Raw genomic sequence first — 23,600 nt, 5'->3', positions numbered from 1 at the left:
CTGACGGCATGGACGTCCACCTCCTCCCTCGCCGGCAGTCGCCCGCGGCCGACGTCCCGGCTGCCCCGCCGGCCGCCGTCCGGCCGCACCGGCACGCCGGGGACCTGGTGCGGGTCGGGCTCGGGCTCGCGGTGCTGGGGATCGGCTTCCTGATCGCCCGGCGGGGTGAGATCTCGCTGGTCGAACGCGACCTCTTCCGGCTCGTCAACGACCTGCCCACGCTCCTGATGCCGGTGGTCTGGCTGGTCATGCAGCTGGGCAACGTCGTCGCGGTGCCGACCCTGGCGGCGGTCGCCGTGCTGGCCCGGCGGTTCCGGCTGGCCCGCGACCTGGCCGTCTCCGGCGCCCTGGCCTACCTGGTCGCGGACCTGGTGAAGGGCATCGTGCAACGCGAGCGGCCGATCGGGCTGCCGGTGGGAGACGTGCTCAACGAGCAGGTGACCGGCCTGGGCTTCATCTCCGGCCACTCCGCCGTCGCGGCCGCCCTGGCCACCGCGGCCGCTCCGCACCTCTCCCGGCGCTCCCGACGGGGGGTGTGGGCGCTGGCCTGGACGGTGGGCCTGGCCCGCATCCACGTCGGCGCGCACCTGCCGCTGGACGTCCTGGGTGGGCTCGCCGCCGGCTGGGCCATCGGCTCGCTGGTGCACTGGCTGTTCGGGGTGCCCCGCTGGGAGCCGCCGGTGGACCGGGTGGCGGCGCTGCTGTCCCGGTTCGGGCTCCCGGTGGACGACCTGCGTACGGCCGGCGTGCGCGCGATGAGCTCGCATCCCCTCACCGGCCGTACCGAGGGCCGCCCGGTCTTCGTGAAGGTGCTGGACCCCGACCGCTACGAACGGGACTGGCTGTACCGGGTGGCGCGCTGGGTGGCGGTCCGGGACGTCAAGGACGCCGATGCGCTGGCCCCGCTCGGACAGCGGGCCGAACACGAGGCGGTGGCCGCGCTGACCGCCCGGCAGCGGGGCGTCCACGTGCCGGCCGTACTGCTGGCCCGCGGCGACGACCGGGGGGCAGTGGTCGTGCAGGAGCTGCTCCCCGGCCGACCGCTGGACGAGCTGTCGCCCGCCGAGCTCACCCCGGAGCTGCTGCGCCGAGTGTGGGAGCAGGTGGCGCTGCTGCACCGGGCCCGGATCGCCCACCACGACCTGGTCGCCGCCAGCGTCCTGGTCGATCCGGACGGGCAGCCGTGGCTGCTGGACTTCGGCAACGCCCAGGTCGGCGCGGACGCCGACGCGCTGGCCGGTGACGTCGCCGAGCTGCTCGCCTCGCTGGCGGGCAGCACGGACGTCGGGGTGCTGGTCCCCGCCGCGGTGTCCGCCCTGGGTGCCGACGCGGTCGCCGGTGCGCTCCCGGGCCTGACCCCGCTGTCCCTGTCGGCCGCGACCCGGACCCAGCTGCGCCGGCGGGGTACCGGGCTGACCGAGCTCCGGGCCAGGGTCCGGGCCGAACTCGGACTGCCGGACCCCGACCGTCCCGGCGCCCTCCGGGTGGGCGCCCCGGCGCGGTCCGCGGCGGTCGGCGCGGCGATCGTCGTCTTCGCCGGGTTGATCGCCATCGCGGGCCCGACGGGGGTGTTTGAGTCCGTCGAGCGCGGCGGGTGGCGGTGGCTCGGCGGGGCGTTGGCGTTTGCGCTGCTGGGCCGTGCCGCGGTGGCGGCCGCGGTGCTGGTCAGCGTGGAACGGCGGATCGCCCTCGGCCGCGCCTTCGGCGCCACCATGTCCACCGACTGCGCCAGCGTGCTGCGCGGCCGGCCCGGCGGTCGTCAGGTCGCCGCGCGCTTCCTGGAGGACGCCGGGGTGCTGCCCCCGACGGCGGAGCGGGCGACCGTGCGAACCGCCCAGGGCGCTGTGTTCGGGGCGGTCCTGGTCGCAGGCACCGCCCTCGTGCTCGGGCTGATCGAGGGCCGTCTGTCCGACTGGCGGGCGCCGGAGTCCTCGGTCCCGGTCGCTCTGGTCGGGGCGGGCGCGCTGCTGCTGGTGGTCCTCGGCCAGCTGCTGACCCGGCACGACCACCAGCCGGCACCGGGGCCGCGGCTGCTGAGGAGGGGAGCACCCCACCCGCTCGGCACCGCCACCCACGCAGTCCGCTGGATCGCCCTGACGGGCTGGTCGGCGGCCGGCATCGCACTGGAGGGTGCAGCCCTGGCCGCAGCGCTGCACGCGGTTGGCGCAGACGTCCCACTGCTGGCCAGCACCACGGTCTACGCCCTCCTGCGGCTGCTCTGGGTCCTCGTGCCCGAGCTGTCCCTGCCGGGAGCCGGCGAGGTCCTCCTCCTGCTCGCGCTCACCGCGCTGGGTGCCCCGCTGCCCGGCGCCTGCGCCGCCGTGCTCCTGTACCGGCTGCTCACCTTCTGGCTGCCGGTCGGCGGAGGGGCGCTCCTGATCAGCGCCCGACGACACGGTCCACGATGACCGGCGGCCTCCGGCGGGCGTGCACCAGCCCGGCGGCGCGGGCGACGCTGAGCCTGCTCGTGGTCGCCGTCGTCTTCGCCGGCGTGCTCCCGCACGTGGGTGACTACTCCGCGGCCTGGGACCTGGTGCTCGCCCTCACCTGGGTGGAGACCACCGTCCTGGCGGCGGTGGCCCTGGTCAACCTGGTCTCCTACGCGCCGCTGTGGGTGATCGCACTCCCCGGCCTGCGCTGGTGGCGGGCGCTGATGACCGACCAGGCGTCCACGGCGGTCAGCAACACGGTGCCGGCCGGCTTCGCCTTCGGGGTGGGCACGACGGCGGCGATGCATCACTCCTTCGGCCACTCCCCCGCCGAGATCACCCGGGCCGTGGTCGTGACCGGCATCTGGAACAACTTCGTCAAGCTCGGGACGCCGGTCGTGGCGTTGTCGGCCCTCGCGTTCACGGGTGACGCGAACCGCGCGCTGGTCGTCGCCGCCGTGCTGGGCGCCGGCGTGCTCGCCGTGGCCATCGGCCTGCTGACCGCCGTCCTGGTCCACCGGGAGGCCGCTATCGGGCTGGCCGGTGTCGCTGAACGGATGGCCCGGCGGTGGTCGGGCCGGCTCCGGTACCGGGAACCCCATGGCTGGGTCGCGCGGGTCGACCGGTTCCGGGCCGACTCCCGGACGCTGCTGCACCGTCGGTGGACCGCCTTGACGCTGGCCGCGATCGGCAGCCACGCAGCACTGTTCCTGCTGCTGCTCACCACGCTGCGCTGCGTGGGCGGGGCCGGCGCCGACGTCTCCTGGGCCCGGGTGCTGGCGGTGTTCGCGCTGACCCGGCTGGTCACCCTGGTGCCCATCACGCCCGGGGCGCTGGGCGTGGCCGAGCTGAGCTACGTGGCCGGGCTCACCACCGTGGGGGTGGGTGCCGCGGCGGCGACCGGTGCCGTGCTGATCTTCCGGTTCCTCACCTGGTTCCTGCCGATCCCCTCCGGCGTGGTCGCCTGGGTGCTGTGGCGGCGGGGCCTGGGCCGGCTGCCCGACCCCGCGGGCGAACCGGCGCTGTCGATCCGGTGAGGACACCCGTCCGCCGTCGGCGCCGGGACGCGGCGGTCGCCGCGGTGGCCCTGGCCGGCACCGCGGTCTGCTGCTGGGCGGTGGCGTCCGGCCGGGTCGGTGAGGCGGAGCTGGCGGTGTTCCGGGTCGTCAACGGCTGGCCGGATGCCTGGCGGACCCCGCTGTACGGGTTCCAGCTGCTCGGCGTGCTGGGCATGCCGCTGCTGGTCGCCGTGCCGGCAGCGGTGCTGCGCCGCTGGCGGCTCGTGCTCGCGCTGCCCGCCCTGGTGCCGGTGAAGCTGCTGGTCGAGCACGGCGTGCTCAAGGCACTGGTCCAGCGGGAACGTCCGGGCACCACCATCCCGGGCGCGGTGCTGCGGGACGTGCCCTCGGCGGGGCTGTCGTTCCCCTCCGGACACGCGATCATCGCCTTCGGCGTCCTCATGCTCCTCACGCCGTACCTGAGCCGGCGCTGGCAGGCCGTCGTCCTGGCGCTCGCGGTGTTCAACGGCGTCGCCCGGGTCTACCTGGGTGGCCACGCGCCCCTGGACGTCATCGGTGGAGCGGCCGCCGGCGTGACGATCGCCGCCCTGCTCCAGCTGGTCGTCGGCGTACCGGTCAGCGGCGGGGCACCCACCAGTACTGCGACGTCCCGGCCGGTGTCGCGGCGCTGACGGTGGCGGTGCCGCCGAGCCGCTCCGCCCGGCGGCGCAGCTCGCCGCACACGTCCCCGGCCTCGTCGGCTCCCTCGGCGTCGTCGTCCCGGACGTGGACGATCAGGCCGTCGCGGTCCTCCATCACGTCAACCGCCGCGGTCCTCGCCCGTCCCCGGCGGGCGACGTCCAGCAACGCCACGCGGACGACGTCCGCCACGTCCTCGGCCAGGTCCTCGGCCAGCCGCCCGGCGCGCAACCCGGCGAACCGCACGTCCGGCTCGAACCCGAGGACCGCTCCTGCCTCCGCGATGGCGTCGAGCAGCTGGTCCCGCGGATCGACCCGAGCCGCGACGGTGCCCAACGGGAAGACCGTGCCCCGGATGTGGTTGATCGTCCTGTCGATGTCGTCGACGGTGGCCCGTACCCGCTCGGCCGCCCGATCGTCCGGCAGTGCGGCGAGCAGCCCCTGCAGCGACAGCCCGATGCTGAAGAGCCTCTGGACGACCGTGTCCTGCAGGTCCGTGGCAATGCGTTCCCGCTCATCCAGCACGACAGCACGCTGCTGCTCGGCCCGCGCCTCGGCGAGCTCGATCGCCACCGCCGCCTGGTTGGCAAAGCCCGCGGCCATCTCCACGTCGGTGCCGGAGAACGCCGGCCGGCGTGGCAGCCGCGCGGCGCACAACACCCCGAGCGCCGTGTCCTTGCCGCGCAGCGGGACCGCCAACACGCTGCCGACCTCCGGTCCGGTCCAGGGCAGCGCGCCGGGCTCCTCGTCGAGGGTGTCGTCGGTGACCGCGATCGGCTCACCTCCGGCGAGGACGCGGCCGAGCAGGGTCCCGGCCAGGGGGACGGGCCGGCCCTCGACTGCGATGCCCTCCGCACCGACGAGGACCTCGACGCGGAACTGCCGGTCGCGGTGCCCGCCCTGGTCCGGCCGCAGGACGGCCACCACGTCGGCCCCTGCCACGTCCCGGCAGCTCCGCGCGACGAGGTCCAGGGCACTGTCGCCACTGGCCGTGCCGGAGAGCAGCTCGCGCGTGATCGCCGCCGAGGCCTGCAGCCACTCACCGCGGCGACGGGCCGACTCGTACAGCCGGGCGTTGTGGATCGCCACGCCGGCGGTCGACGCGAGCGCCTGGGCCAGCTCCCGGTCCTCGGCGGTGAAGCCCCCGCGGTCGCTGTCCTCGAGGTGCAGCGTCCCGATGGCGTCGCCGAAGACTCGGATCGGCACGTCCATGCCCGCATCCGGCCGTGCGCAGCCCCGGCCGGTGCTGCGAACGGCCGGCCGAGCGCGCGTGCCCGCCGGGGATTCGATCTCCAATGTGGCGCTGCGCGCGCCGAGCAGGTCCCGAGCGGCCTCGACCGTCCGGTGCACGACGGTGCTGGCCGTGAGGTCCCTGGTGACGAGCTGGTTCGCCCGCAGTAGCCCGCGCAGCCGGCCCTGGGTGCCGATCACCTCCTGCGCCCGGTCGACCAGCTGCACCAGGAGCTGGTCCAACTCGAGCCGGGGACGGTCCGGGAAGGAGAGCCGTGGCTCGTCGTCCCGCCGCGGCCCCGGGACGTCCGGGTCATCGCGTTCCGCCATGGGAGCCTCGAGGTCCTCGTCCCGCACCGCACTTCTCACGGTGGTCCGGACCCTAGTCGGACGGCTGCGTCCGCGGCCAGGAACGGTCGCGGGCGACCGACCGCCGACGACCGGGAGGTCCGGCTCAGCCCCCGGCGACTGCGTCCAGGGCTGCGCGCAGGCGGTCCCGCACCTCCGCGGCCATCGGCTGTAGGGCTGCCTGCCCGGTGACCCCCACCAGCACGGACGGCTCCAGCGTGGACACCAGCGTCCCGCCGTCCGGGACTGACCGGACGACGACGTTGCAGGGCAGCAGCAGGCCGAGGTCGGGCTCGATCAGCAGCCCCTGGTGCGCCAGCCCCGGGTTGCAGGCGCCCAGGACCAGCTGCGGCGGCAGCTCCACCCCCAGCTTGGCCTGCAGCGTGGCAGCGATGTCGATCTCGGTCAGCACCCCGAACCCCTGATCGGCGAGCGCGGCCCGGGTGCGTTGGACGGCATCCGCGAACGGGACGTCCACGCGGACGCCCATCCCGAAACCCGTGGTGCGGATCGCACCGGCGTCCCCGGTCACCACTGCACCTCCGCCGAGCCGCGCTCCGCTGCAGCGGGGCGCACCAGCTCCCCGATCTCCAGCCGGGCCACCCGCAGGTCCCGGATGTCGGCACGCCGTACCGTCAGCCGGCCGACCCGGGCCATCCCGATCGTCACCGCACCCACGGTCAGCGCACCCATGGCGAACGACCCCGCTGCCAGCGCTCCGGCCGCTCCGGCGCCCGTGGCCACCCGCCGGGCCGCCACCCCCTGCACGGACACCGACCCCGAACACGGTGCCCTCCTCCTGCCCATCCTGGCGTCCATCGGGTCCTCCTCCGTCGTCGTCCGGGCGCGAGGGATCGCGCCCAGGCCGACTCTGCGGCCCATGGATCCGTCAGCACACGGTCCTTGGTCCCTGTCCCCACGGCCGGTGGGCACGCAGGGTCAGGTCACCCGGCGGCTGCCCGCCGGAGAGGAACGGGAGGAACGGTGGTGGACCGGATCGAGTTGACCGGGGAGCGTCCGATCGCAGCACCAGGAGGCCTGACCGGCGCCGAGGTGGCCGAGCGCCGGGTGCCCGGCGGCAACCGGCTGCCTGAGCAGGGCGCACCGTCCCCGGTGCGCCTGCTGGTCCAGCAGTTCGTGCACTTCTTCGCCCTGCTGCTGTGGGGTGCCGCCGTCCTAGCCGTGGTCGGGGGGATGCCACAGCTCGGTGTCGCGATCGTCGTCGTCGTCCTGCTCAACGGGGGCTTCGCCTTCGTCCAGGAGCACCGGGCGGACCGCGCTGCGGAGGCGCTGCGCGACCTCGTCCCCCACCGGGTCACGGTGGTCCGTGACGGGCAGCGGCAGGAGGTGGATGCCGTCGACCTCGTCGTCGGTGACCTGGTGCTCTTGGAGGCCGGGGACCGGCTGGCCGCCGACCTGGTGCTCCACGAGGTGCACGGCCTGCGGATGGACGAGGCGATGCTCACCGGGGAGAGCGAACCGGTCGACAAGGCCGGCGGGGACAGCGGATCGGCCGGCTGCTTCGTCGTGGAGGGCGAGGCATCGGCCACCGTCACGGCCATCGGCGGCGACACCCGACTGGCCGGCATCGCCACGATGACGCGCTCCGTCCAACGGGCGAAGACCCCGCTGAGCCGGGAGCTGGACCGGGTCGTCCGGACGATCACCGTGCTCGCCGTCGGCGTGGGCGTCGGCTGCTTCGGGATCGGTCTCCTCCTGGGTCTACCGGCCGGCGAGGGGTTCCTGTTCGCGGTCGGGGTCACCGTGGCGCTCGTCCCCGAGGGGCTGCTGCCCACGGTCACCCTGTCCCTGGCCCGCGGTGCCCAGCTGCTCGCCAGGGAGCAGGCGCTCGTGCGCCGGCTCGAGTCGGTGGAGACGCTCGGGTCGACCACCTTCATCTGCACGGACAAGACCGGCACCCTCACCCAGAACCGGATGGCGGTCGTCACGGTCTGGACCCCCGCCGGGCGCGTCGAGGTGACCGGCGTCGGTTACGAACCGACCGGTGAGGTCACCGGGCCGGCCGCGGCCATCGAGGCGGCACGGGGGCTCGCCCGCGCCGCGGTGCGCTGTTCGACCGGGCAGATCCGGGAGTCCGAGGACGGGTGGACCGCATCCGGGGACCCCATGGAGGCGGCGCTGGACGCCCTCGCCCGCCGGGTCGGTGCCCCGGCCCCCGACGGCGAGCCCGCCACCCGGCGGTTCCCCTTCGATCCTCGGCGGCGACGGATGTCGGTGCTGGCCGGCGGTGAACTGTCCGTCAAGGGCGCCCCGGACGCGGTGCTCCCCCGCTGCACCACCGCCGCCGACGCCGCCGAGGAGGTGGCCCGGCTGGCGGCGGGCGGTCTGCGGGTGCTCGCCGTCGCCGTCCGGACGGTGGACCTGCCGCCCACCGCCGACGCCGACGAGGCCGAGCAGGAACTGCAGCTGCTCGGGCTGGTGGGGTTCGAGGACCCACCTCGAGCCGGGGTCGGCCCTGCGCTCACTGAGTGCCGGCGCGCCGGCATCCGGGTCGCCATGATCACCGGCGACTCCGGTGCCACCGCGACCGCCATCGCACGGCAGGTCGGGCTGTGGCAGGAGGGTTCCAGCCGCATCGTCCAGGGCGCGGAGCTCCCGCCGGACGACGCGGCCCTGGGCGCGCTGCTCGACCGCGACGGGCTCGTGGTGTGCCGGGTCGCCCCGGAGGACAAGCTGCGCATCGCCCAGGCGCTGCAGGCGCGTGGCCACGTGGTGGCGATGACCGGTGACGGCGTGAACGACGGGCCGGCGCTGCGGGCCGCCGACGTCGGGGTGGCCATGGGCCGCAGCGGGACCGACGTCGCTCGCCAGGCCGCCGACCTGGTGCTGCTCGACGACCACTTCGCCACCATCGTGGCCGCGGTGCGCCAGGGGCGGACGACGTTCGCCAACATCCGCCGCTTCCTCACCTACCACCTGACCGACAACGTGGCCGAGCTCGCCCCCTTCCTGGTCTTCAGCGTCACCGGGGGCGCCGTCCCCCTGGCGATCGGCGTGCTGCAGGTGCTCGCCCTGGACATCGCCACCGACCTGCTGCCGGCCCTGGCCCTGGGCGCCGAGCCGTCGACCCCCCGCGTGCTGGACGGCCCGCCACCCCGGCGCCGCCTCGTCGACCGGCACCTGCTCACCCGTGCACTGGGGCTCCTCGGCCCGGTGGAGGCCACGGTGGCGATGACCGCCTTCCTGACCGTGCTGGTGAGCGCAGGCTGGAGCTACGGCCAGACCGCTTCCGGCACCGCGCTGGCCACCGCGTCCGGCGCGGCGTTCACCGCGATCGTGCTCGGCCAGTTCGCCAACGCCTTCGCCTGCCGCAGCAGCACGCGGCCGGCCTGGCGGCTGGGCTGGCGGAGCAACCCGCTGCTGATCGGTGCGGTGGTCGTCGAGCTGGTCGTGCTGGTCGCGTTGCTGGCGATCCCCCCGGTAGCCGAGCTGCTGGGCCACCGACCGCCGTCCCTGCTCGGCCTGGCCATCGCGGGGTGTGCGGTGCCGGCCGTCCTCGCCGCGGACGCACTCGCCAAGGTCCTGGGGGCGCGACGGGGCACGGAAGGGCGGCGGGCAGGTCGGTGAGCCGACCGATCAGGCGTGCAGGACCGCGGCGCCGCTGAACCGGCCGTCGGCCAGGTCCGCGAGCGCGATCTGCGCCTGCGCCATCGGGTAGCCGACGGTCGTGGCGTGCACGCCCAGTCGGACCGCCAGCTGCAGGAACTCCCCGCCGTCCTGCCGGGTGTTCGCGGTGACGCTGCGCAGCCGCCGCTCCTGGAACAGCTCGGTCGCGTAGTCGAGCGCCGGGACGGCGGACAGCCAGATCCCGGCCACCGCGAGGGTGCCGCCGCGGTCCAGGGCGCGCAACGCCGCCGGCACGAGGTCCCCCGCCGGGGCGAAGAGCACTGCGCCGTCCAGTGGCTCCGGTGGCGCGTCGGTCGGTCCACCGACGGAGTCGACGCCCAGCCGCTGCGCGAGGCCGCGATTGTGGACACCGCGGGTGAGCACGTGGACGCGCATCCCCTGGGCCAGCGCGACCTGTGCGGTGAGGTGCGCGCTGCCGCCGAAGCCGTAGATCCCCAGCCGCCCACCCGGTGGCACGTCGGCGCTCCGCAGCGCCCGGTACCCGATGATCCCCGCACAGAGCAGCGGCGCCGCCTGCTCGTCGGTCAGCGCTTCGGGCAGCCGGTAAGCGAACCGCTCGTCGACCAGACAGAAGTCGGCGAAGCCGCCGTCGACGTCCCACCCGGTGAACTCCGGGTGCAGGCACAGGTTCTCCGCCCCGCGCCGGCAGAACCGACAGGAGCCGTCCGTCCGCCCCAGCCACGGCACGCCGATGCGGTCCCCGACGGCGAGGTGCTCGACACCGGAGCCCAGCGCGTCCACGAGGCCGACCACCTCGTGGCCGGGCGAGACCCGCGGCCGGCGTGGCGGCAGCTCGCCCGCCGCCAGGTGCAGGTCGGTGCGGCAGACCCCACAGCACCGCACCCGGACCCGCACCTGGCCCTGCCCCGGCTCGGGCACGGCCCGTTCGATCCAGCTCAGCGGCCCGTCCTCCATCGGTCCCGGACGGTCCACGACCCATGCCTGCACGCCGGCTCCTCCCCGGACCAAGGACCGGGCGGCCGACCCGTGTCGGGTGACGGGCCGCCCGCTGGAACAGTCAGTGCGCGGCGGCGGCCAACGTCGCCGGTGCCGACCGCGCGTCCGCCTCGGCCGGCGGGTGCACGACCATGACCGGGCACCGGGCGTTCACCACGCAGTGCAGCGCCGCGGAGCCGAGCACCATGCCGGGGAGGCGGTTGCGGCTCCGACTGCCCACCACGAGCAGCTCCGCGCCTGCCGCCCGCTGGACGAGAGCGTCACCCACGGGCCCCTCCACCGTGACCACGCGGGCCGAGACGACGGGCTGGTCACCCAGTACCTCGGCGACCTCGTCCTCAGCCCGGCGTCGCACCGCGTGCTGCAGTTCCGGCAGCGACTCGCCCAGCACGACGGACATCTCGCTCCAGTAGTTCGGCAGCTGGAAGGCCGCAACGGCCTCCACCTCCGCGCCGCTCCGGGCCGCCGTCGCGACCGCCTCCACCAGCGCCGCCCGCGATGCCACGGAGCCGTCCACCCCGACGACCACCCGCGGTCGGGTCGAGGTCACCTCCGACGGGTGCACCACGACGACCGGGCAGGCAGCGTGGGTCGAGCAGTGCAGCGCGACTGAACCGAGCAGGGTGCTGCGCACGCCGCCCCGTCCCCGGCTGCCGACGACCAGGAGGCTGGCCCCGTCGGCGATCCGGACCAGGTGCTCGGCCGCCGCACCGGGGACGACGACGACCTCGACGACGACCGAGGGGCTACCCGGCACCGACGCCACGGTCAGCTCCCGCCGAACCGCCTCCACCAGCTCCCGCGTGCGTGCCTCGGTGTCCGAGCGGAGCGCCTCGATCCGCCCCCGGTCCAACAGATAGGGATCGGTCCAGTAGAAGTCGATGGGGAACGCCGAGACCACCTCCAGTGCCGCCCCGGTGCGCGCCGCGGTCCCCAGCGCCCAGACCAGTGCGGCACGTGCGCCTGCTGACCCGTCGACGCCGACCACCACCCGTGGTTGCCGGGGGACGATCCCGGATCCCTCGGGTCGGTCGGTGTGCTTGGTCCCATCGCCCACGACGGCCTCCTCTGCCTCTGTCCGCGGCACTCGCCGGGTCGGTACCCAGGGTGTCCGGACTGCCGACCCGGCGAGGACGGGCTCAGGTCCCCAGCGGCAGGGACGTTCGTCCCCGCCGTCGGCTGACCGCGGTCCGCCGGATGGCGCCAGCGTCGTGGTCGCCGGACGGGAGCACGCAGCCGGATCCGGGGCCGGACCCGTCGGCCCTCACCGGTGGAGACCGGCCATGGGCGCGAAGTCCTCCGGCTCGGGGTCGGGCGCATCCACCCGCCGGTGGATGCAGCGGACCAGCGCCCGGACCTCCGTGATCAGCTCCTCGCTGTCCTGATCGGCGGCGAAGTCGTGCGCGGCCAGGTCCCCCGCGATCTGGTCAGCCCGCTTGGCGGCGATGAGCAGGATCGCGCCCTGCATCGCCGCCAGACAACTGAGCAGGAGATTGAGCAGGATGAACGGGTAGGGATCGAACCCGGTCGTCCCGTTGCCGATCATCCAGCCGGCCAGGAACAGCAGCGCGGCGAAGACGAACCCCCATGAACCCATCCCGTTGCGCAGCCGGTCGGCGGCCCGTTCGCCCAGAGTCAACTCGTCGCCGGCCCGCAGGGCCGGGTGCCGACGGAGCCGCCGCGTGCGCAGACGTCGGTCCGGGGTGGACACGTCAGCCACCGGCGGCCGCCTCCTGCCCAGCACGGACGACCACCCGGTCCGACGGCGGGTGCACGACCAGCACCGGCCCGACAGCGTGCATGACGCAGGCCAGCGCAACCGAGCCCACCAGCAGGCCCCGCAGCTCCCCGTGCCCGCGACTGCCGACGACGAGCAGTTCGGCGTCAGCAGCCCACTGGACGAGGATGTCGGCGGGCGGCCCCTCGGCAACCACCGCTCGTGCGGCCGGGGCATGCCCATCGTGGTCCGCCCGATGCTCGGCCACGGCGTCCTCGAGCATGGCCTCGGCGCCGCTCTGCACCTGCCAGCGGACCTCGTCGACGGTCGGCACGACCACGGTCCGCAGGTCGACCCAGTGGTCGGCCATCTCGAAGGTGCTCACCGCCACGGTCTCGGCGTCCAGCCGGGCAGCCTCCGCCAACCCCGCGCGCAGGGCCACCCGGGACGCCTCGGACCCGTCGATGCCGACGAGCACCGTGCGGACCCGCCGGTGGCCTGCTGCGGCGGGGTGCACGACCACCACGGGGCAGCGTGCGTGTGTCACGCAGTGCAGCGCGACCGAGCCGAGCAGCGCGCTGCGCACTGCTCCGCGCCCCCGGCTGCCGACCACGAGCAGGTCGGCAGCGGCCGACGCGTCCACCAGTCGCTGGCTCGGTGGGCCGACCGAGATGACCAGGCGCGTGCGCACGTCGGCGGCACCGGGGACCGCGACGACCGCAGGATCGCCCCGCACCTCGGCCACCAGCGCTGCGACCCGCTTTTCCAGCTCCTCGCGGACGGTGGCGACCTCGGGCATCCCGAGCGGGTACCCGCCGACCCAGACCGCCTGCAGGGCGAAGGTCGCCACGACCTCCAGCGCGGCACCTCGCCGGGCTGCTGCGGTGATGGCGTACACCAGCGCTGCCCGAGAGCCCGGCGAGCCGTCGACCCCCACGACGACGGTCGGCGGTCCGGCGCGATCGGCCGGGTCCTGGTCACCAGCGGTGTCGGTTCCCACGGACCCGTCGGCCTCAACGGACATCGCGCTCCCCTTTCCCGGCCCGGTCCGGGTGCCGGGACTCGTTGCCACCATGCCGGCGCGGCACCGAGGAGCGGGAGGGACGGAGGTCCCTGGGTCCGCCTCCGCAGGTCCCTGGGCCTTCCGCATCCGCGTCCGCGAAGGTCACCCCGCAACTGGCGGTGCCCGTCCGGATCGAGGAGCGACCATGAGCCACCCCATCGCCGACCGCCCGGTCGTCGCCGGCGTGGACGGTTCCGACCGGTCGCTGCAGGGCGCACGCCTCGCCGCCCACGAGGCTCGGCTGCGCAACGCACCGCTGCACCTGGTGCACGCCATGCCGTGGCCGCTGCGCGGCGTCCTCACCCCGCCCCCGCCGGGCACGGACCTGCACGCCCTGCTCCGCGGGAGCGCCGAGGCCGTGCTCCGGGGTGCCGCAGCCGGAGCGGGGGCCGTCCTCGGCGCTGAGCGGATCACCCAGTCGGTCGTAGAGGGCGATCCCGCGGAGGTGCTCCGCGCGGCCTCGGCCGATGCCCAGCTGCTGGTCCTCGGCATCCGGGGTGTCGGCGGCGTAGCGGGCCTGGTGGTCGGTTCCACGACCACCGCCGTCGTCACCACGGCCGGGTGCCCGGTGCTGGTGCTGCCGGACGACACCTCCGTGACGGTGAGCCGGCGTCGGTCGGTGGTGGTCGGGGTCGAGGGACGTCCCGGGGACGAGGAGGTGCTCGCCTTCGCGGTGGCCGAGGCCGCCGTCCGGGCGACGGACCTCATCGCCGTGCACACCTGGCAGGACGTCCGTCTCGAGGCCGCCTTCGAGACGGAGGGCTCGCTGCTGGACTGGGGCAGCGTCCGCGACGGCGAGGAGCGGGTCCTCGCCGAGGCCCTCGCCGGGTGGCGGGACGAGCAGCCCGAGGTCGAGATCCGCGAGGTGGTGCTGCGCGACCGCACGGCCCACGGTCTGCTCGCGGCCTCGCTGACCGCTGAGCTCCTGGTCGTCGGGCACCGGCCGCGGCACCGGCTGGCGACCCTCGGCTCCACGACCCACGGGGTGCTCCACCGGGCCAGCTGCCCGCTCGCGGTGGTCCCGCTGACGGCGGAAGCGGGGCGCTGACCATGCGCGCGGAGGTGGGCAACTGGCTCGTCGTCCGGAACCGGTTGCTGGACCGGCCGGTCCGGGCCGGTGAGATCGTCGAGGTGCCGCACGCGGACGGATCACCACCGTGGACGGTGCACTGGCTGGACGACGAGCGGACCAGCGTGGTGTTCCCGGGCTCGGACGCCGTCGTGATGACCGCTCCTCCCAGCCGGGCGGACGTCCCCACCCACACCTGACCAACGTCCCGTGGTCACCCGTCCTGCGGCCCTCGTCGTCCCTGACCCTGGCGACGAGGGTCGTCCCATGGACACAGCCACACCCGTACTGGTCGGGTACGCCACTGCCGCCGGGTCGACCCGGGGCGTGGCCGAGCGGATCGCCGCCCGGCTCCGCGAGTCGGGGTTGCCGGTGGCCTGCCTGCCGCTCGGACCGGACGTGCAGCCGGAGGACTTCGGTGCGTGGGTGCTGGGCAGCGCAGTGCACAGCATGGCGTGGTTGCCGCCGGCGATCGACTTCCTCCAGCGCGCGGCCGGGCTCCCCGCGCGCCCCTGCTGGGCGTTCAGCGTGGGCGGCCTCTCGCCGGACGGTCCGCTCCGCCGGCGGATGGCCGCCCAGGAGGTCCGCCGGGTGCAGCAGGGCTTCCCGCCGCACCTCGCCGTCCGGGACCATCGGCTCTTCGTGGGCGCCCTGGACACCAGCCAGGTGAACGCGGCCGGCCGGGCCTTCTGGCGCGTGGTCGGCGGCCGTCCGGGCGACCAGCGCGACTGGCCGGCGATCGACCGCTGGGCATCGGAGGTGGCCGCCGGGCTGGGCGCGCGCGAGCGCACGGGGCCCGGCACGACCTGACGTCCCCCGGCCTCGGGACCTCCGGCTCTCCCCTGCCGCAGTCCACCCGATCAGGCTCGGCAGGGTCCGACCGCCCAGCCCGAGGAGTCCCGGTGCCCTCTCTCACCCTCGACCGCAGCACCGCACGCGCAGCGATCGCCCTGGCCAACAGGGCGCCGTCGGTGCACAACACCCAGCCGTGGGAGTGGCGGCTGGGCGCCCACTCGATCCACCTGTTCGCCGACACCGCGCGCGCACTCCCGGCCACCGACCCCGACGGGCGGAACCTGCGGATCAGCTGCGGCGCCGCGCTGCACCACCTCCGGGTGGCCCTGCTGGCCGCCGGCTGCACCTCCCGGGTGCCCCGGCTCCCCGACCCCGCGCACCCCGTGCACCTCGCCGCGGTGGAGGTGTCCCCTGGACGGCAGCCGTCCCCCGAGGAGCTGATGCTGGCGGCGGCCATCGAGCAGCGGCGGTCCGACCGCCGGGTGATGTCGACCTGGCCGGTGCCCGAGGAGCTGCTGGAGGAGCTGACGCGTGCTGCCGCCGCCCAGGGAGCCGGCCTCCAGCCGTTGACGGAGGAGACCGACCGGCAGCAGGTGGCGGCACTGATCGCCCACGCCGGTGTCGAGCAGGCCCTGGACCCTGCGGTCGCCGCAGAGACGGCCGCCTGGTCCGGACGGGGGCGAGCAGCTCCGGAGGGCGTCCCCGGCGGGAACGTGCCGCCGTACCCGGACGGCGTCGTGCCGGTGCGGCACTTCGCCGGCCGGGACCAGGCCCAGGTCACCCTCGGGCGGGACGAGACCGACGGCACCGTGCTGGCCCTGCTCTCCACCGCCGGAGCCTCCCCGTTGGAAGACCTGGCCTGCGGCGAGGCGCTGAGCGCGGTGCTGCTCACCGCGACGCGCTGGGGCGTGGCCACCGACCCGATCAGCCAGCCGCTGGAGGTGCCCGCGACCCGGGCGGAACTGCGCCGGACGGTCCTCGGTGGCGAGGGCGAACCACAGCTGCTGCTGCGGCTGGGGTGGGCCTCGATCAGCGCCGAACCCGTTCCACGCACCGGACGCCGCCCCGTGGACGAGACCATCCGGGCGCTGGACGCGCCCTGGGAGCCGCCCGCCGCCCGTTGACCGTGCCCGCTGGGCCGGGCAACGGGTCAGCCGGTGAGGTGGTGCTGCCCGAGGACGAGCACGTCGGCTTCCTCGGACAGCGCGGTGAGCACCTCGGCCACCGGCCCGGCCACCAACTGCACCTGGGTGCGGCCGCGCACGCCGGTCTCCTTGACGGCCTCGCGTACCCGGGCCACCAGCTCGGCTTCACGCTCGGCCCGCTCCGTCTCGCTGCCGCCGTTCCACACGGTGACCGCCAGCACCGTCCCGTCCCGCCGCGCGGCCTCGTGCAGCGCCCACAGCAGGGCTCCCCGGCTCTCCTGTGTGCCCCCGACCCCGACGACCAGCCAGGGGCGGCGTCGTGGAGGGGCGGCGGACAGATCCGGTCCGGGGAGCATCCGCTCAGTGCAGACGACCGGCCCGGGACCCGGCCAGGGCCACTGGTCCCGCCGACCGAGGTCCGGAGCACCTGTCGCCCGACCAGACAGCGGCGCAGCCTCGCTCGGCATGACCGCAGTGATCTCGGTGTCCGGCCTGGTCAAGACGTTCGGCCGCACCCGCGCCCTGGACGAGCTCGACCTCGAGGTGCGAGCTGGGGAGGTGCACGGGTTCCTCGGGCCGAACGGGTCGGGCAAGTCCGCCACGATCCGGGTGCTGCTCGGCATGCTCCGCTCGGACGCCGGCCGGGTTGAGCTGCTGGGCGGCGACCCCTGGCGGGACGCCGTCGCGCTGCACCGGAGGCTGGCCTACGTGCCCGATGATGTCACGCTGTGGCCGACGATCAGCGGTGGTGAGGTGATCGACCTGCTCAGCCGGCTGCGGGGCGGCACCGACCCCCGGCGCCGGGCCGAGCTGCTCGAGCGCTTCGACCTCGACCCGCGCAAGAAGGCGCGGACCTATTCCAAGGGCAACCGGCAGAAGGTGGCCCTGGTCGCCGCGCTCGCCTCCGACGTGGAGCTGCTCGTCCTCGACGAGCCCACCTCCGGGCTGGACCCGCTGATGGAGGCGACCTTCCAGAGCTGCATCCACCAGGCCCGCGCCGAGGGGCGCACCGTGTTGCTGTCCAGCCACATCCTGGCCGAGGCGGAGGCGCTGTGCGACCGGGTGTCCATCATCCGACTGGGCCGAACCGTGCAGAGCGGCACGCTGGGTGAGCTCCGGGCACTGACCCGCACGTCGGTCACCGCCGAGACCGTGCGCCCGGTGGACGGACTGACGGAGTTGCCCGGCGTGCACGGGCTGCGCGTCGGCGACGGCCGGGTGGTCTTCGACGTCGACAGGAGCACCTGGACGGGGCCGTCCGGCGGTTGACCGAGGCCGGCTTGCGCAGCCTGGTCAGTGCACCCCCGACGCTGGAGGAGCTGTTCCTCCGGCAGTACGGCGACCAGGTCGCCGGGGACGTCGGCGTGGCCGGGAGCCGGTCGTCTTGAGCAACCCGACCCTGGCCGGCACCGGCGTGCTGCTCCGGTTCGCCGCGCGTCGCGACCGCCTCCGGCTGCCGGTCTGGGTGGTGGCCGGCGGCGCGCTGGTGGCCGTCCAGTCCACGTCGAACCAGACCTTCTACCGGACTCCGGAGGCCCTCGCGGCCTACCGGGCGTCGGCCGGCAGCAACGCGGCGAGCATCGCCTTCTCCGGCCCCCCGGTGGGGCTGGACACCGTGGCGGGGACCGTGGCGTTCGAGATCTCCACCTCCGTGGTGCTGCTCACCGTCCTGATGGCGATGTTCACGACCGTGCGGCACACCCGCGCCGACGAGGAGGCCGGCCGCACCGAGCTCGTCCGGTCGGCGCAGGTCGGGCGGCAGGCCCCGCTGGTGGCGGCGTCGCTGCTGTCGTCGGCAGCCTGCGCCGGGATGGGGGCGGCCATCGCCGCCGGCGCGGCACTGACCGGCCTGCCGGTCAGCGGGTCGCTCCTGTTGGGCACCGCGACCGCCTCGGTCGGCCTGGTCTTCACCGGGGTCACCGCGGTCTGCGCCCAGCTGACCGGCGTGACCCGCGGCGTCTACGGCTTGACCGGCGGCCTGCTGGGGATCGCCTTCGTCGTCCGGGCCGTCGGCGACATCACCGGCAACGGGCTGTCGTGGGCCTCGCCCATCGGCTGGGCGCAGGCCACCCACCCCTGGTCGTCCGACCGGTGGTGGCCGCTGCTGCTGCCGGTGGTCGCCACCCCCGTACTGCTGCTGGCCGCCCGCCGGCTGCTGGACCGCCGCGACCTGGGTGTCGGACTCTGGCAGCCACGGCCCGGCGCAGCGACGGCCCCTGCCTCGCTGTCCTCCCCGCTCGGACTGGCCTGGCGGCTGCACCGCGGCGCCCTGCTGGGCTGGGCGGTGGGCGTGGGACTGCTCGGCTTCGTCTACGGCTGGCTCGCAGAGTCGGTGGAGACGCTGATCGAGGACAACCCCGACGCCGAGGTCTTCCTCGGTGCGGACGGCGCCGCCGATCTGGTCGACGCCTACCTCGGCGTGACCCTGCAGATGACCGCACTGCTGGTGGCCGGACACGCCGTCTCGGCGACCTGCCGCGCACGCACTGAGGAGACCGCCGGCCGGGCCGAGCCGGTGCTGGCGACCGGCGTGAGCCGCTCCCGCTGGCTGGGCAGCCATCTCACGGTCGCCCTCGCGGGGGGCGACCGCGCTGCTCGCCCTGGACGGGTTCACCACCGGCCTCAGCCGCGCGGCGATCACCGGGGACGCCAATGACGTGCTCCGGTTGACTGGTGCCGCGCTCGGCTACGCGCCCGCGGTCTGGGTGGTGGCGGGGGTGACCGCCGCGCTCATCGGAGCGGTGCCCGGCGCAGCGGTGCCGACCGCCTGGTCGGTGTTTGGGGTCCTGCTGGTGGTCACGCTGTTCGCGGAGCCCTTCGACTGGCCGGGCTGGGTCAGCGACCTGTCGCCGCTGGCCCAGACCCCGACCGTGCCGGCCGAGGCCTGGGCGGCGGCGCCACTGCTGGTCCTCGCCGCGCTGGCCGGGGTGCTGGTCGCGGTGGGTCTGGCGGCGTTCCGGCGCCGCGACCTCACGACGGCGTGACGATCACCGGCGCCGGCCGAACGGCCACCAGCGGCGCCGGGAGGGCGACGGTGGAACCGCCGTCTCGCGGTCCCCGACCGGCTGGTCGTGCGGTGCGGAAGCGGCGCCCGATGCGGTGACCCCGGAGCGTTGCGCTTCGTGCGTGCGGGACTCGGCGAGGTAGTGCTGCACCGCACCGGCCGTCCCGCGATGGCCGCGGGCCGCGACGTCGTGCCGTGCCTCCCACTCGGCCGCCAGCTTCTCCGCCGGCGACATGGCCAGCGGGTCGGGAGCCGGGCGCCGTCGCGGGTGCGGGCCCTGTGGGCCGGAGCCCTCCGATGCAGTCACGGTGTCCCCTCCTCCGTCGATGCGGTTCCTGTGTCGTCCACGGTGGTCCGGGGCCCGCGCCCGGGCGAGTGCGCTTCGGCTCGGTGATCCGGGACCTAGGTCATCGCCCGGCGGCGGCGCCCTGCCGCACGATCGACGGGGAGGGCCGACCCGACCACCTCGTCACCCAGGAGCACACATGCGCACGCACTCCCCCACCGTCGTGGCCGGGGTGGACGGCTCGGAGCCGGCCGCCGCGGCGGCCCGCGCCGCCGCCCTCGAGGCCGACCGCCGCCGCCTGCCCCTGCGGCTGGTCCGCGCATTCCACTGGCCGGCCGGCGACGTGCCGGGACTGCCCGATGCCTACGAGGCCTGTGCCGCTGCCCGGCGTTCGGCGAACGCGGACCTGGAGCGGCTGCGACGCAGCCTCGCCGGACATCTCCCTGACTGGGCCATCAGCGTCCAGTTGCTGGACGGCCGACCGGAGACGGCCCTCTGCCGCGCCACGCAACCGGGTGACCTGCTCGTCATCGGCGCGAGCGGCCTGACCTGGGGCTCCGGCGACGTGCTCGGCTCCGTGGCGGAAGCGGTGGCGGCAACGGCCGCCTGCCCGGTGCTGGTGCATCGCAGCCCCAACCTCCTGGGTCCACGGAGGTCCGGTGTGGTGGTGGGCGTCGACGGAGCAGCCGGCAGCCGGGAGGTGCTCGCCGCGGCGGCCACGGAAGCACAGCTCCGCGGCGAACCGGTGCGTGTGGTGCACGCCTGGCGCCAGCTGACGGAGGACGCCGTCCACCCGCTGCGCTGGCGGCTCGACGTCCAGGCGAGCGTCGACGCCGAGTCCGCAGCCGTCGAACCCATGGTGGCCGAGCTCCGGCGTCGCCACCCGGACCTCACGATCGACACGGAGGTCCGTCGCGGACGTGCCGGCCAGGTCCTCGTGGAGGCGACCGGGAACGCCGTGCTGCTCGTCGTCGGGCGCCAGGACCTCGCCCACGGTGGGCCGGGCGCCACCGTGCACTCCGTCCTGCACCGGGTCGAGATCCCCGTGCTCACCGTCCCGGTGGCGATCCCCGCGCCCCGGCCGGCGGAGCCCATCCGCCGTGCAGCGGTCGTCACGGGCCCGCTCGAGGGCTGAGAGCTCTCGGCCCGGGAACAGCGGCCATGGACGCGCAGACCGCAGACGACCCGCAGCTGGACGGGCGCCCCGTCGTCGGCGGGGTCGACGGTGACCCCCTGGCACGGGCTGCGGTCCGGGTCGGCGCTCGGGAGGCGTCTGCACGGGGCGTCGCGCTGGAGCTGGTGCTGGCCCTCCCGTGGAGCGAGGCCGACGTCGTCCCGGCGCCGGAGGGCTTCGACGTGCTCCTCGCGATGCGCATCGCCGCGGCGCTGGCCCTCGAGGACGCCGCCAGCGGTGCCCGCGCCGAGGTGCCCGGGCTCCAGGTGCGGACCAGGATCGAGGTCGGTCACCCGGTCGACCTCCTCGCCGCCGAGTCCACCCGGGCCCAGCTGCTCTGCCTCGGTTCGACCGGCCGCGGGCGGCTCACCGACCTGATCCTGGGCTCGACGGCGGCTGCCCTCGTGCACCAGTCCCACTGCCCGGTGCTGCTGGTCCCCCGGACGCCGCCGTGGAGCACACGCAGCCGGACCGGGGTGGTGGCCGGCTTGGCCGGCGACGAGCTGGACCCGGCCGTCGCGGCGTTCGCCGTCTCCGCTGCCGCGGCACGTGGGTGCGAGCTGGTCGCCGTGCGCGCCTGGAGCCGCAGCCTGCCCGGTGCAGTCCGCCTGTCGCTGCCCCTCGTCGACGCCGATGCTGCGCAGCGGCGCGCGGAAGCCGACCTCGCCGATTCGCTGGTCGAGGCGACGGCGGCGCACCTCGAGGTCGTCGTCCGGCAGGTCGCGGAGCACGGGCCCGCCGCGCAGTTGCTGCTGGGCGCTGCACTGTCCGCCGAACTCGTCGTGGTCGGCCACCCGCACCGCCGGCTGGGTGGACTCGGCTCGGTGGCCGCCGCCGTCGTCCACCGGGCCGGGTGCCCGGTAGCGGTGGTCCCGTCGCCGGACCACCCGGCCGACCTCCCCAGCTGAACCCACCGCAGAGGACTGATCTCCGAGCCGGCAGACCACATGCGCGCCCGGACGTCGGGCCCTTCGTCCCTTCGCTGCAGGACCGGTGCCCCGTTCGGGCGGCCACGGTCCCGCGGAGGCTCGGGGCAGGACGACGAACAGACGGAGACAAGATGAACGCCTGGACGACATCCGGCCCGATGACGGCGCTCGATGAGCGCATGCAGGCGCTGGAGGAGGCCGCCGACGCCGCGATGCTCGCACCTTCGGTGCACGGCAGTCAGCCCTGGACCATCGTGCTGCACCGGGACCGCATCGAACTGCGAGCCGACCGGTCGCGGCAGCTGCGCGCCCTCGACGCAGCCGGCCGCGAGCTCACTCTCAGCCTCGGGGCCGCGTTGTTCAACATCCGCGTGGCGCTGGCCGCCCGGGGCTGGGCCGTGGACATCGCGCGCTTCCCTGATCCGGCCGCTCCGGACAGGGCCGCGGTGGTGTGGCCGGTTCCGGGCGCCCCGGACTCCGGGATCTCGCAGCTGGCCGCCGTCGTGCCGGAGCGACGGACCAACCGCCGCGACTTCCTGGCCGAGGAGGTGCCCGACGAACTGCTGCCCCACCTGAGCGCCGCCGCCGCAGCCGAGGACACCGTCCTGGTCCCCGTCCTGTCCGACGAGCACCGCCACCTCGTCGCCCGACTCACCCGGGAGGCCGACACCCTGCAGGCCGAAGACCCCGACTGCGCCGCCGACCGGGCACGCTGGCAGACCGCCGACCTCACTCCCTCGAGGAGCACGCCAGAGCCGGACCGGTTCACCGTGGACAGCGAGACCGGCGCCGACCGGAGCTTCGTGGTCCTGGCGACGAGGACCGACGAGCCACCCGCCTGGCTGCGCGCTGGGGAGGCGATGGAGCGGGTCCTGCTGGAGTTGGAGCGGCTGGGCTGGCGCGCACGCCCGATGAGCCAGGTGCTCGAGGTGCCCGTCACCCGCGCCGCCATCCGGTCCGCGCTGACCTGGGAAGACCACCCGCAGATGCTGGTGCGCATCGGATTCGCCGCCGCACAGAGGTCCCCGCGCCGACTCCGGGACGAGGTGGTCCGCAACAGCCTGCGCCCGCCAGGGGCTGAGGTCCGCGATGACGGACCCGCTCCTCCCCCGGCGCAGAGCGTCCCCTGGTCCGTACCGGTGTCTGACGGCCGAGGAGGGACGACGTGGGTCTGACCAGCCGTTTCCGCCCGATCGTCGTGGGCGTGGACGGTTCCGGCGCGTCCGCCGCTGCGGTGGGCGCCGCCGCCGAGGAGGCCAGCCGGCGGCTCCTGCCGCTGCGTCTGGTGCGGGCGTTGCCCGGCCCCCTCACGACCACCCCCGACCGGCGGGTGCAGCAGTCGGTCCAGTCGGGGCCGGGCACCGCGGCCGCCGCGGAGCTCTCGGCGCTGCGGCGCACGCTGGCCCACCACCTCCCCGGTGGGCAGATCGGGACCGCGGTCGTCATGGGGCCCCCGGTCCGGGTGCTCCTCCGCGAAGCCGCGGCGGCTGAGCTGCTGGTCCTGGGGGTATCCGGTGCCGACCACCACGGTCCGCACGTTGGCGCTGTGACCGCTGCGGTGGCCCAGCGGTCGCCCTGCCCCGTCCTCGTGGTCCACCCGGGACCGCCGGTGCCGGCTGCGGCACCGGTGGTGGTCCTCGTGGCCGGCGGAGCGCGGGTCCGGCGGCTGCTGTCCGCAGCGGTCCTCGAGGCCTCCACCCGCAGCACCGGGCTCGACGTCGTCCCGACGTCGCACGCCGAGAGCGGCCCGCCCCCGGACCTGACGGTGCAGCTGCGGGACCTGGCCCGGACGTACCCCGCTGTCGCGGTCCACCTCCGTGATCCAGTGCTCCCGGACCCGACGGCGGTGATGGAGATGGCCCATGGTGCCGGCCTGCTCGTCGTGGGCCGCGAGGACCAGGAGGGACACCCGGGTCCCCCGGCCCTGCGCGCGGTGCTGGCAGCGGCACCGACGCCGGTGCTGATCGTCCCGCTGACACCGGCGGCCGTACCCGAACCGATCCGTGCACTGCACGTGCCGGTGGGGCCCTCGTGACTGCCACCACCGCCGGCACGGCTGGCGAGCGACCGACCGACGTGCGTGCCCCGACCCGTGACTGCGTCACACGT

The 23,600-nt window shown here is 75.4% G+C and carries 24 protein-coding genes; 15 read left to right on the top strand and 9 right to left on the bottom strand.

The annotated features are described in order from the left end of the window. Nucleotides 1–8: 8 nt before the first annotated feature. Genes O2W53_RS17460 through O2W53_RS17450 form a run of 3 tightly spaced genes read left to right on the top strand, consistent with a single transcriptional unit; the run spans nucleotide 9 to nucleotide 4,119 of the window. The gene (locus O2W53_RS17460; RefSeq protein ID WP_269164329.1) at nucleotides 9–2,408 is read left to right on the top strand and encodes a phosphatase PAP2 family protein; all 2,400 of its coding nucleotides are present in this window, start codon (nucleotides 9–11) and stop codon (nucleotides 2,406–2,408) included. Further along, nucleotides 2,405–3,466 (top strand): lysylphosphatidylglycerol synthase transmembrane domain-containing protein, encoded by a 1,062-nt coding sequence (locus O2W53_RS17455; RefSeq protein ID WP_269164328.1) that lies wholly within the window; start codon nucleotides 2,405–2,407, stop codon nucleotides 3,464–3,466. The genes O2W53_RS17460 and O2W53_RS17455 overlap by 4 nt, the downstream gene beginning before the upstream one ends. Then, on the top strand, nucleotides 3,463–4,119 hold the full coding sequence (locus O2W53_RS17450) for a phosphatase PAP2 family protein (RefSeq protein WP_269164327.1): 657 nt from the start codon (nucleotides 3,463–3,465) through the stop codon (nucleotides 4,117–4,119). The genes O2W53_RS17455 and O2W53_RS17450 overlap by 4 nt, the downstream gene beginning before the upstream one ends. On the opposite strand, the gene O2W53_RS17445 is transcribed toward O2W53_RS17450, so the two are convergent. The 3 genes from O2W53_RS17445 to O2W53_RS17435 form a co-directional block, all read right to left on the bottom strand. Continuing rightward, nucleotides 4,064–5,686, bottom strand: coding sequence for a sensor histidine kinase (locus O2W53_RS17445; protein ID WP_269164326.1), 1,623 nt, complete (start codon nucleotides 5,684–5,686; stop codon nucleotides 4,064–4,066). The two genes, O2W53_RS17450 and O2W53_RS17445, sit on opposite strands and share 56 nt — an antisense overlap. Before the next feature lie 124 nt (nucleotides 5,687–5,810). Continuing rightward, the gene (locus O2W53_RS17440) at nucleotides 5,811–6,236 is read right to left on the bottom strand and encodes a DUF302 domain-containing protein (protein ID WP_269164325.1); all 426 of its coding nucleotides are present in this window, start codon (nucleotides 6,234–6,236) and stop codon (nucleotides 5,811–5,813) included. Then, nucleotides 6,233–6,523: a hypothetical protein gene (locus tag O2W53_RS17435; RefSeq protein ID WP_269164324.1), complete on the bottom strand. Its 291-nt coding sequence runs from the start codon at nucleotides 6,521–6,523 to the stop codon at nucleotides 6,233–6,235. The genes O2W53_RS17440 and O2W53_RS17435 overlap by 4 nt, the downstream gene beginning before the upstream one ends. Before the next feature lie 168 nt (nucleotides 6,524–6,691). On the opposite strand from O2W53_RS17435, the gene O2W53_RS17430 reads away from it, so the two are divergent. Continuing rightward, nucleotides 6,692–9,292, top strand: coding sequence for a cation-translocating P-type ATPase (locus O2W53_RS17430; protein WP_269164323.1), 2,601 nt, complete (start codon nucleotides 6,692–6,694; stop codon nucleotides 9,290–9,292). A gap of 9 nt (nucleotides 9,293–9,301) precedes the next feature. On the opposite strand, the gene O2W53_RS17425 is transcribed toward O2W53_RS17430, so the two are convergent. The 4 genes from O2W53_RS17425 to O2W53_RS17410 all read right to left on the bottom strand — a co-directional run bounded on the left by O2W53_RS17425 (nucleotide 9,302) and on the right by O2W53_RS17410 (nucleotide 13,050). Then, entirely contained in the window at nucleotides 9,302–10,300 is a 999-nt protein-coding gene (locus O2W53_RS17425) for a zinc-dependent alcohol dehydrogenase family protein (RefSeq protein WP_269164322.1), read from the bottom strand. Between the two features lie 70 nt (nucleotides 10,301–10,370). Then, complete coding sequence (locus O2W53_RS17420; protein WP_269164321.1) at nucleotides 10,371–11,366, bottom strand: universal stress protein; 996 nt, start codon at nucleotides 11,364–11,366, stop codon at nucleotides 10,371–10,373. Between the two features lie 207 nt (nucleotides 11,367–11,573). Beyond that, entirely contained in the window at nucleotides 11,574–12,029 is a 456-nt protein-coding gene (locus O2W53_RS17415; protein ID WP_269164320.1) for a DUF1003 domain-containing protein, read from the bottom strand. Then, nucleotides 12,022–13,050, bottom strand: coding sequence for a universal stress protein (locus tag O2W53_RS17410; protein ID WP_269164319.1), 1,029 nt, complete (start codon nucleotides 13,048–13,050; stop codon nucleotides 12,022–12,024). The genes O2W53_RS17415 and O2W53_RS17410 overlap by 8 nt, the downstream gene beginning before the upstream one ends. A 184-nt stretch (nucleotides 13,051–13,234) precedes the next feature. Here O2W53_RS17410 and O2W53_RS17405 point away from each other — a divergent pair, with 184 nt between their 5' ends. The 4 genes from O2W53_RS17405 to O2W53_RS17390 all read left to right on the top strand — a co-directional run bounded on the left by O2W53_RS17405 (nucleotide 13,235) and on the right by O2W53_RS17390 (nucleotide 16,077). Then, nucleotides 13,235–14,137, top strand: coding sequence for a universal stress protein (locus tag O2W53_RS17405; protein ID WP_269164318.1), 903 nt, complete (start codon nucleotides 13,235–13,237; stop codon nucleotides 14,135–14,137). A gap of 2 nt (nucleotides 14,138–14,139) precedes the next feature. Continuing rightward, on the top strand, nucleotides 14,140–14,358 hold the full coding sequence (locus tag O2W53_RS17400) for a DUF1918 domain-containing protein (protein WP_269164317.1): 219 nt from the start codon (nucleotides 14,140–14,142) through the stop codon (nucleotides 14,356–14,358). A gap of 67 nt (nucleotides 14,359–14,425) precedes the next feature. Continuing rightward, on the top strand, nucleotides 14,426–14,968 hold the full coding sequence (locus tag O2W53_RS17395; RefSeq protein ID WP_269164316.1) for a flavodoxin domain-containing protein: 543 nt from the start codon (nucleotides 14,426–14,428) through the stop codon (nucleotides 14,966–14,968). A 92-nt stretch (nucleotides 14,969–15,060) separates the two neighbouring features. Then, complete coding sequence (locus tag O2W53_RS17390; protein ID WP_269164315.1) at nucleotides 15,061–16,077, top strand: Acg family FMN-binding oxidoreductase; 1,017 nt, start codon at nucleotides 15,061–15,063, stop codon at nucleotides 16,075–16,077. 26 nt (nucleotides 16,078–16,103) lie between these two features. Here the strand turns inward: O2W53_RS17390 and O2W53_RS17385 are convergent, their stop codons facing one another. Beyond that, entirely contained in the window at nucleotides 16,104–16,454 is a 351-nt protein-coding gene (locus O2W53_RS17385) for a universal stress protein (protein WP_269164314.1), read from the bottom strand. 109 nt (nucleotides 16,455–16,563) lie between these two features. On the opposite strand from O2W53_RS17385, the gene O2W53_RS17380 reads away from it, so the two are divergent. From O2W53_RS17380 to O2W53_RS17370, 3 genes are all read left to right on the top strand, one after another. Further along, the gene (locus O2W53_RS17380; RefSeq protein WP_269164313.1) at nucleotides 16,564–17,367 is read left to right on the top strand and encodes an ABC transporter ATP-binding protein; all 804 of its coding nucleotides are present in this window, start codon (nucleotides 16,564–16,566) and stop codon (nucleotides 17,365–17,367) included. A 115-nt stretch (nucleotides 17,368–17,482) separates the two neighbouring features. After that, entirely contained in the window at nucleotides 17,483–18,754 is a 1,272-nt protein-coding gene (locus O2W53_RS17375) for an ABC transporter permease (RefSeq protein WP_269164312.1), read from the top strand. A 1-nt stretch (nucleotide 18,755) separates the two neighbouring features. Then, nucleotides 18,756–19,082, top strand: a complete 327-nt coding sequence (locus tag O2W53_RS17370) for a hypothetical protein (protein WP_269164311.1) — start codon at nucleotides 18,756–18,758, stop codon at nucleotides 19,080–19,082. A gap of 3 nt (nucleotides 19,083–19,085) precedes the next feature. Here the strand turns inward: O2W53_RS17370 and O2W53_RS17365 are convergent, their stop codons facing one another. Continuing rightward, nucleotides 19,086–19,409 (bottom strand): hypothetical protein, encoded by a 324-nt coding sequence (locus O2W53_RS17365; protein WP_269164310.1) that lies wholly within the window; start codon nucleotides 19,407–19,409, stop codon nucleotides 19,086–19,088. Nucleotides 19,410–19,587: 178 nt separating this feature from the next. Between O2W53_RS17365 and O2W53_RS17360 the strand changes: the two genes are divergently transcribed. From O2W53_RS17360 to O2W53_RS17345, 4 genes are all read left to right on the top strand, one after another. Next, a complete protein-coding gene (locus tag O2W53_RS17360; protein WP_269164309.1) occupies nucleotides 19,588–20,523 on the top strand; it encodes a universal stress protein in 936 nt (311 codons plus the stop codon). A gap of 26 nt (nucleotides 20,524–20,549) precedes the next feature. Beyond that, nucleotides 20,550–21,470 (top strand): universal stress protein, encoded by a 921-nt coding sequence (locus O2W53_RS17355; RefSeq protein ID WP_269164308.1) that lies wholly within the window; start codon nucleotides 20,550–20,552, stop codon nucleotides 21,468–21,470. A 152-nt stretch (nucleotides 21,471–21,622) separates the two neighbouring features. Then, entirely contained in the window at nucleotides 21,623–22,666 is a 1,044-nt protein-coding gene (locus O2W53_RS17350; RefSeq protein WP_269164307.1) for an Acg family FMN-binding oxidoreductase, read from the top strand. Further along, a complete protein-coding gene (locus O2W53_RS17345; RefSeq protein ID WP_269164306.1) occupies nucleotides 22,657–23,526 on the top strand; it encodes a universal stress protein in 870 nt (289 codons plus the stop codon). Before O2W53_RS17350 ends, O2W53_RS17345 begins: the two co-directional genes overlap by 10 nt. Nucleotides 23,527–23,600: the final 74 nt, after the last annotated feature.

It is taken from the genome of Modestobacter sp. VKM Ac-2978 (assembly GCF_026968025.1).
In the GTDB taxonomy this organism is placed as follows: domain Bacteria; phylum Actinomycetota; class Actinomycetes; order Mycobacteriales; family Geodermatophilaceae; genus Modestobacter.
Note: the sequence above shows the minus strand (reverse complement) of the source record. Positions and strands in the feature narration are given on the sequence as shown.

Excerpts from the sequence above, each read along its gene's own strand:
- O2W53_RS17460 (WP_269164329.1), top strand. The coding sequence starts at position 9 with ATGGACGTCCACCTCCTCCCTCGCCGGCAGTCGCCCGCGGCCGACGTC.
- O2W53_RS17455 (WP_269164328.1), top strand. The coding sequence starts at position 2,405 with ATGACCGGCGGCCTCCGGCGGGCGTGCACCAGCCCGGCGGCGCGGGCG.
- O2W53_RS17445 (WP_269164326.1), bottom strand. The coding sequence starts at position 5,686 with ATGGCGGAACGCGATGACCCGGACGTCCCGGGGCCGCGGCGGGACGAC.
- O2W53_RS17435 (WP_269164324.1), bottom strand. The coding sequence starts at position 6,523 with ATGGACGCCAGGATGGGCAGGAGGAGGGCACCGTGTTCGGGGTCGGTG.
- O2W53_RS17410 (WP_269164319.1), bottom strand. The coding sequence starts at position 13,050 with ATGTCCGTTGAGGCCGACGGGTCCGTGGGAACCGACACCGCTGGTGAC.
- O2W53_RS17405 (WP_269164318.1), top strand. The coding sequence starts at position 13,235 with ATGAGCCACCCCATCGCCGACCGCCCGGTCGTCGCCGGCGTGGACGGT.
- O2W53_RS17400 (WP_269164317.1), top strand. The coding sequence starts at position 14,140 with ATGCGCGCGGAGGTGGGCAACTGGCTCGTCGTCCGGAACCGGTTGCTG.
- O2W53_RS17395 (WP_269164316.1), top strand. The coding sequence starts at position 14,426 with ATGGACACAGCCACACCCGTACTGGTCGGGTACGCCACTGCCGCCGGG.
- O2W53_RS17385 (WP_269164314.1), bottom strand. The coding sequence starts at position 16,454 with ATGCTCCCCGGACCGGATCTGTCCGCCGCCCCTCCACGACGCCGCCCC.
- O2W53_RS17380 (WP_269164313.1), top strand. The coding sequence starts at position 16,564 with ATGACCGCAGTGATCTCGGTGTCCGGCCTGGTCAAGACGTTCGGCCGC.
- O2W53_RS17360 (WP_269164309.1), top strand. The coding sequence starts at position 19,588 with ATGCGCACGCACTCCCCCACCGTCGTGGCCGGGGTGGACGGCTCGGAG.
- O2W53_RS17355 (WP_269164308.1), top strand. The coding sequence starts at position 20,550 with ATGGACGCGCAGACCGCAGACGACCCGCAGCTGGACGGGCGCCCCGTC.
- O2W53_RS17350 (WP_269164307.1), top strand. The coding sequence starts at position 21,623 with ATGAACGCCTGGACGACATCCGGCCCGATGACGGCGCTCGATGAGCGC.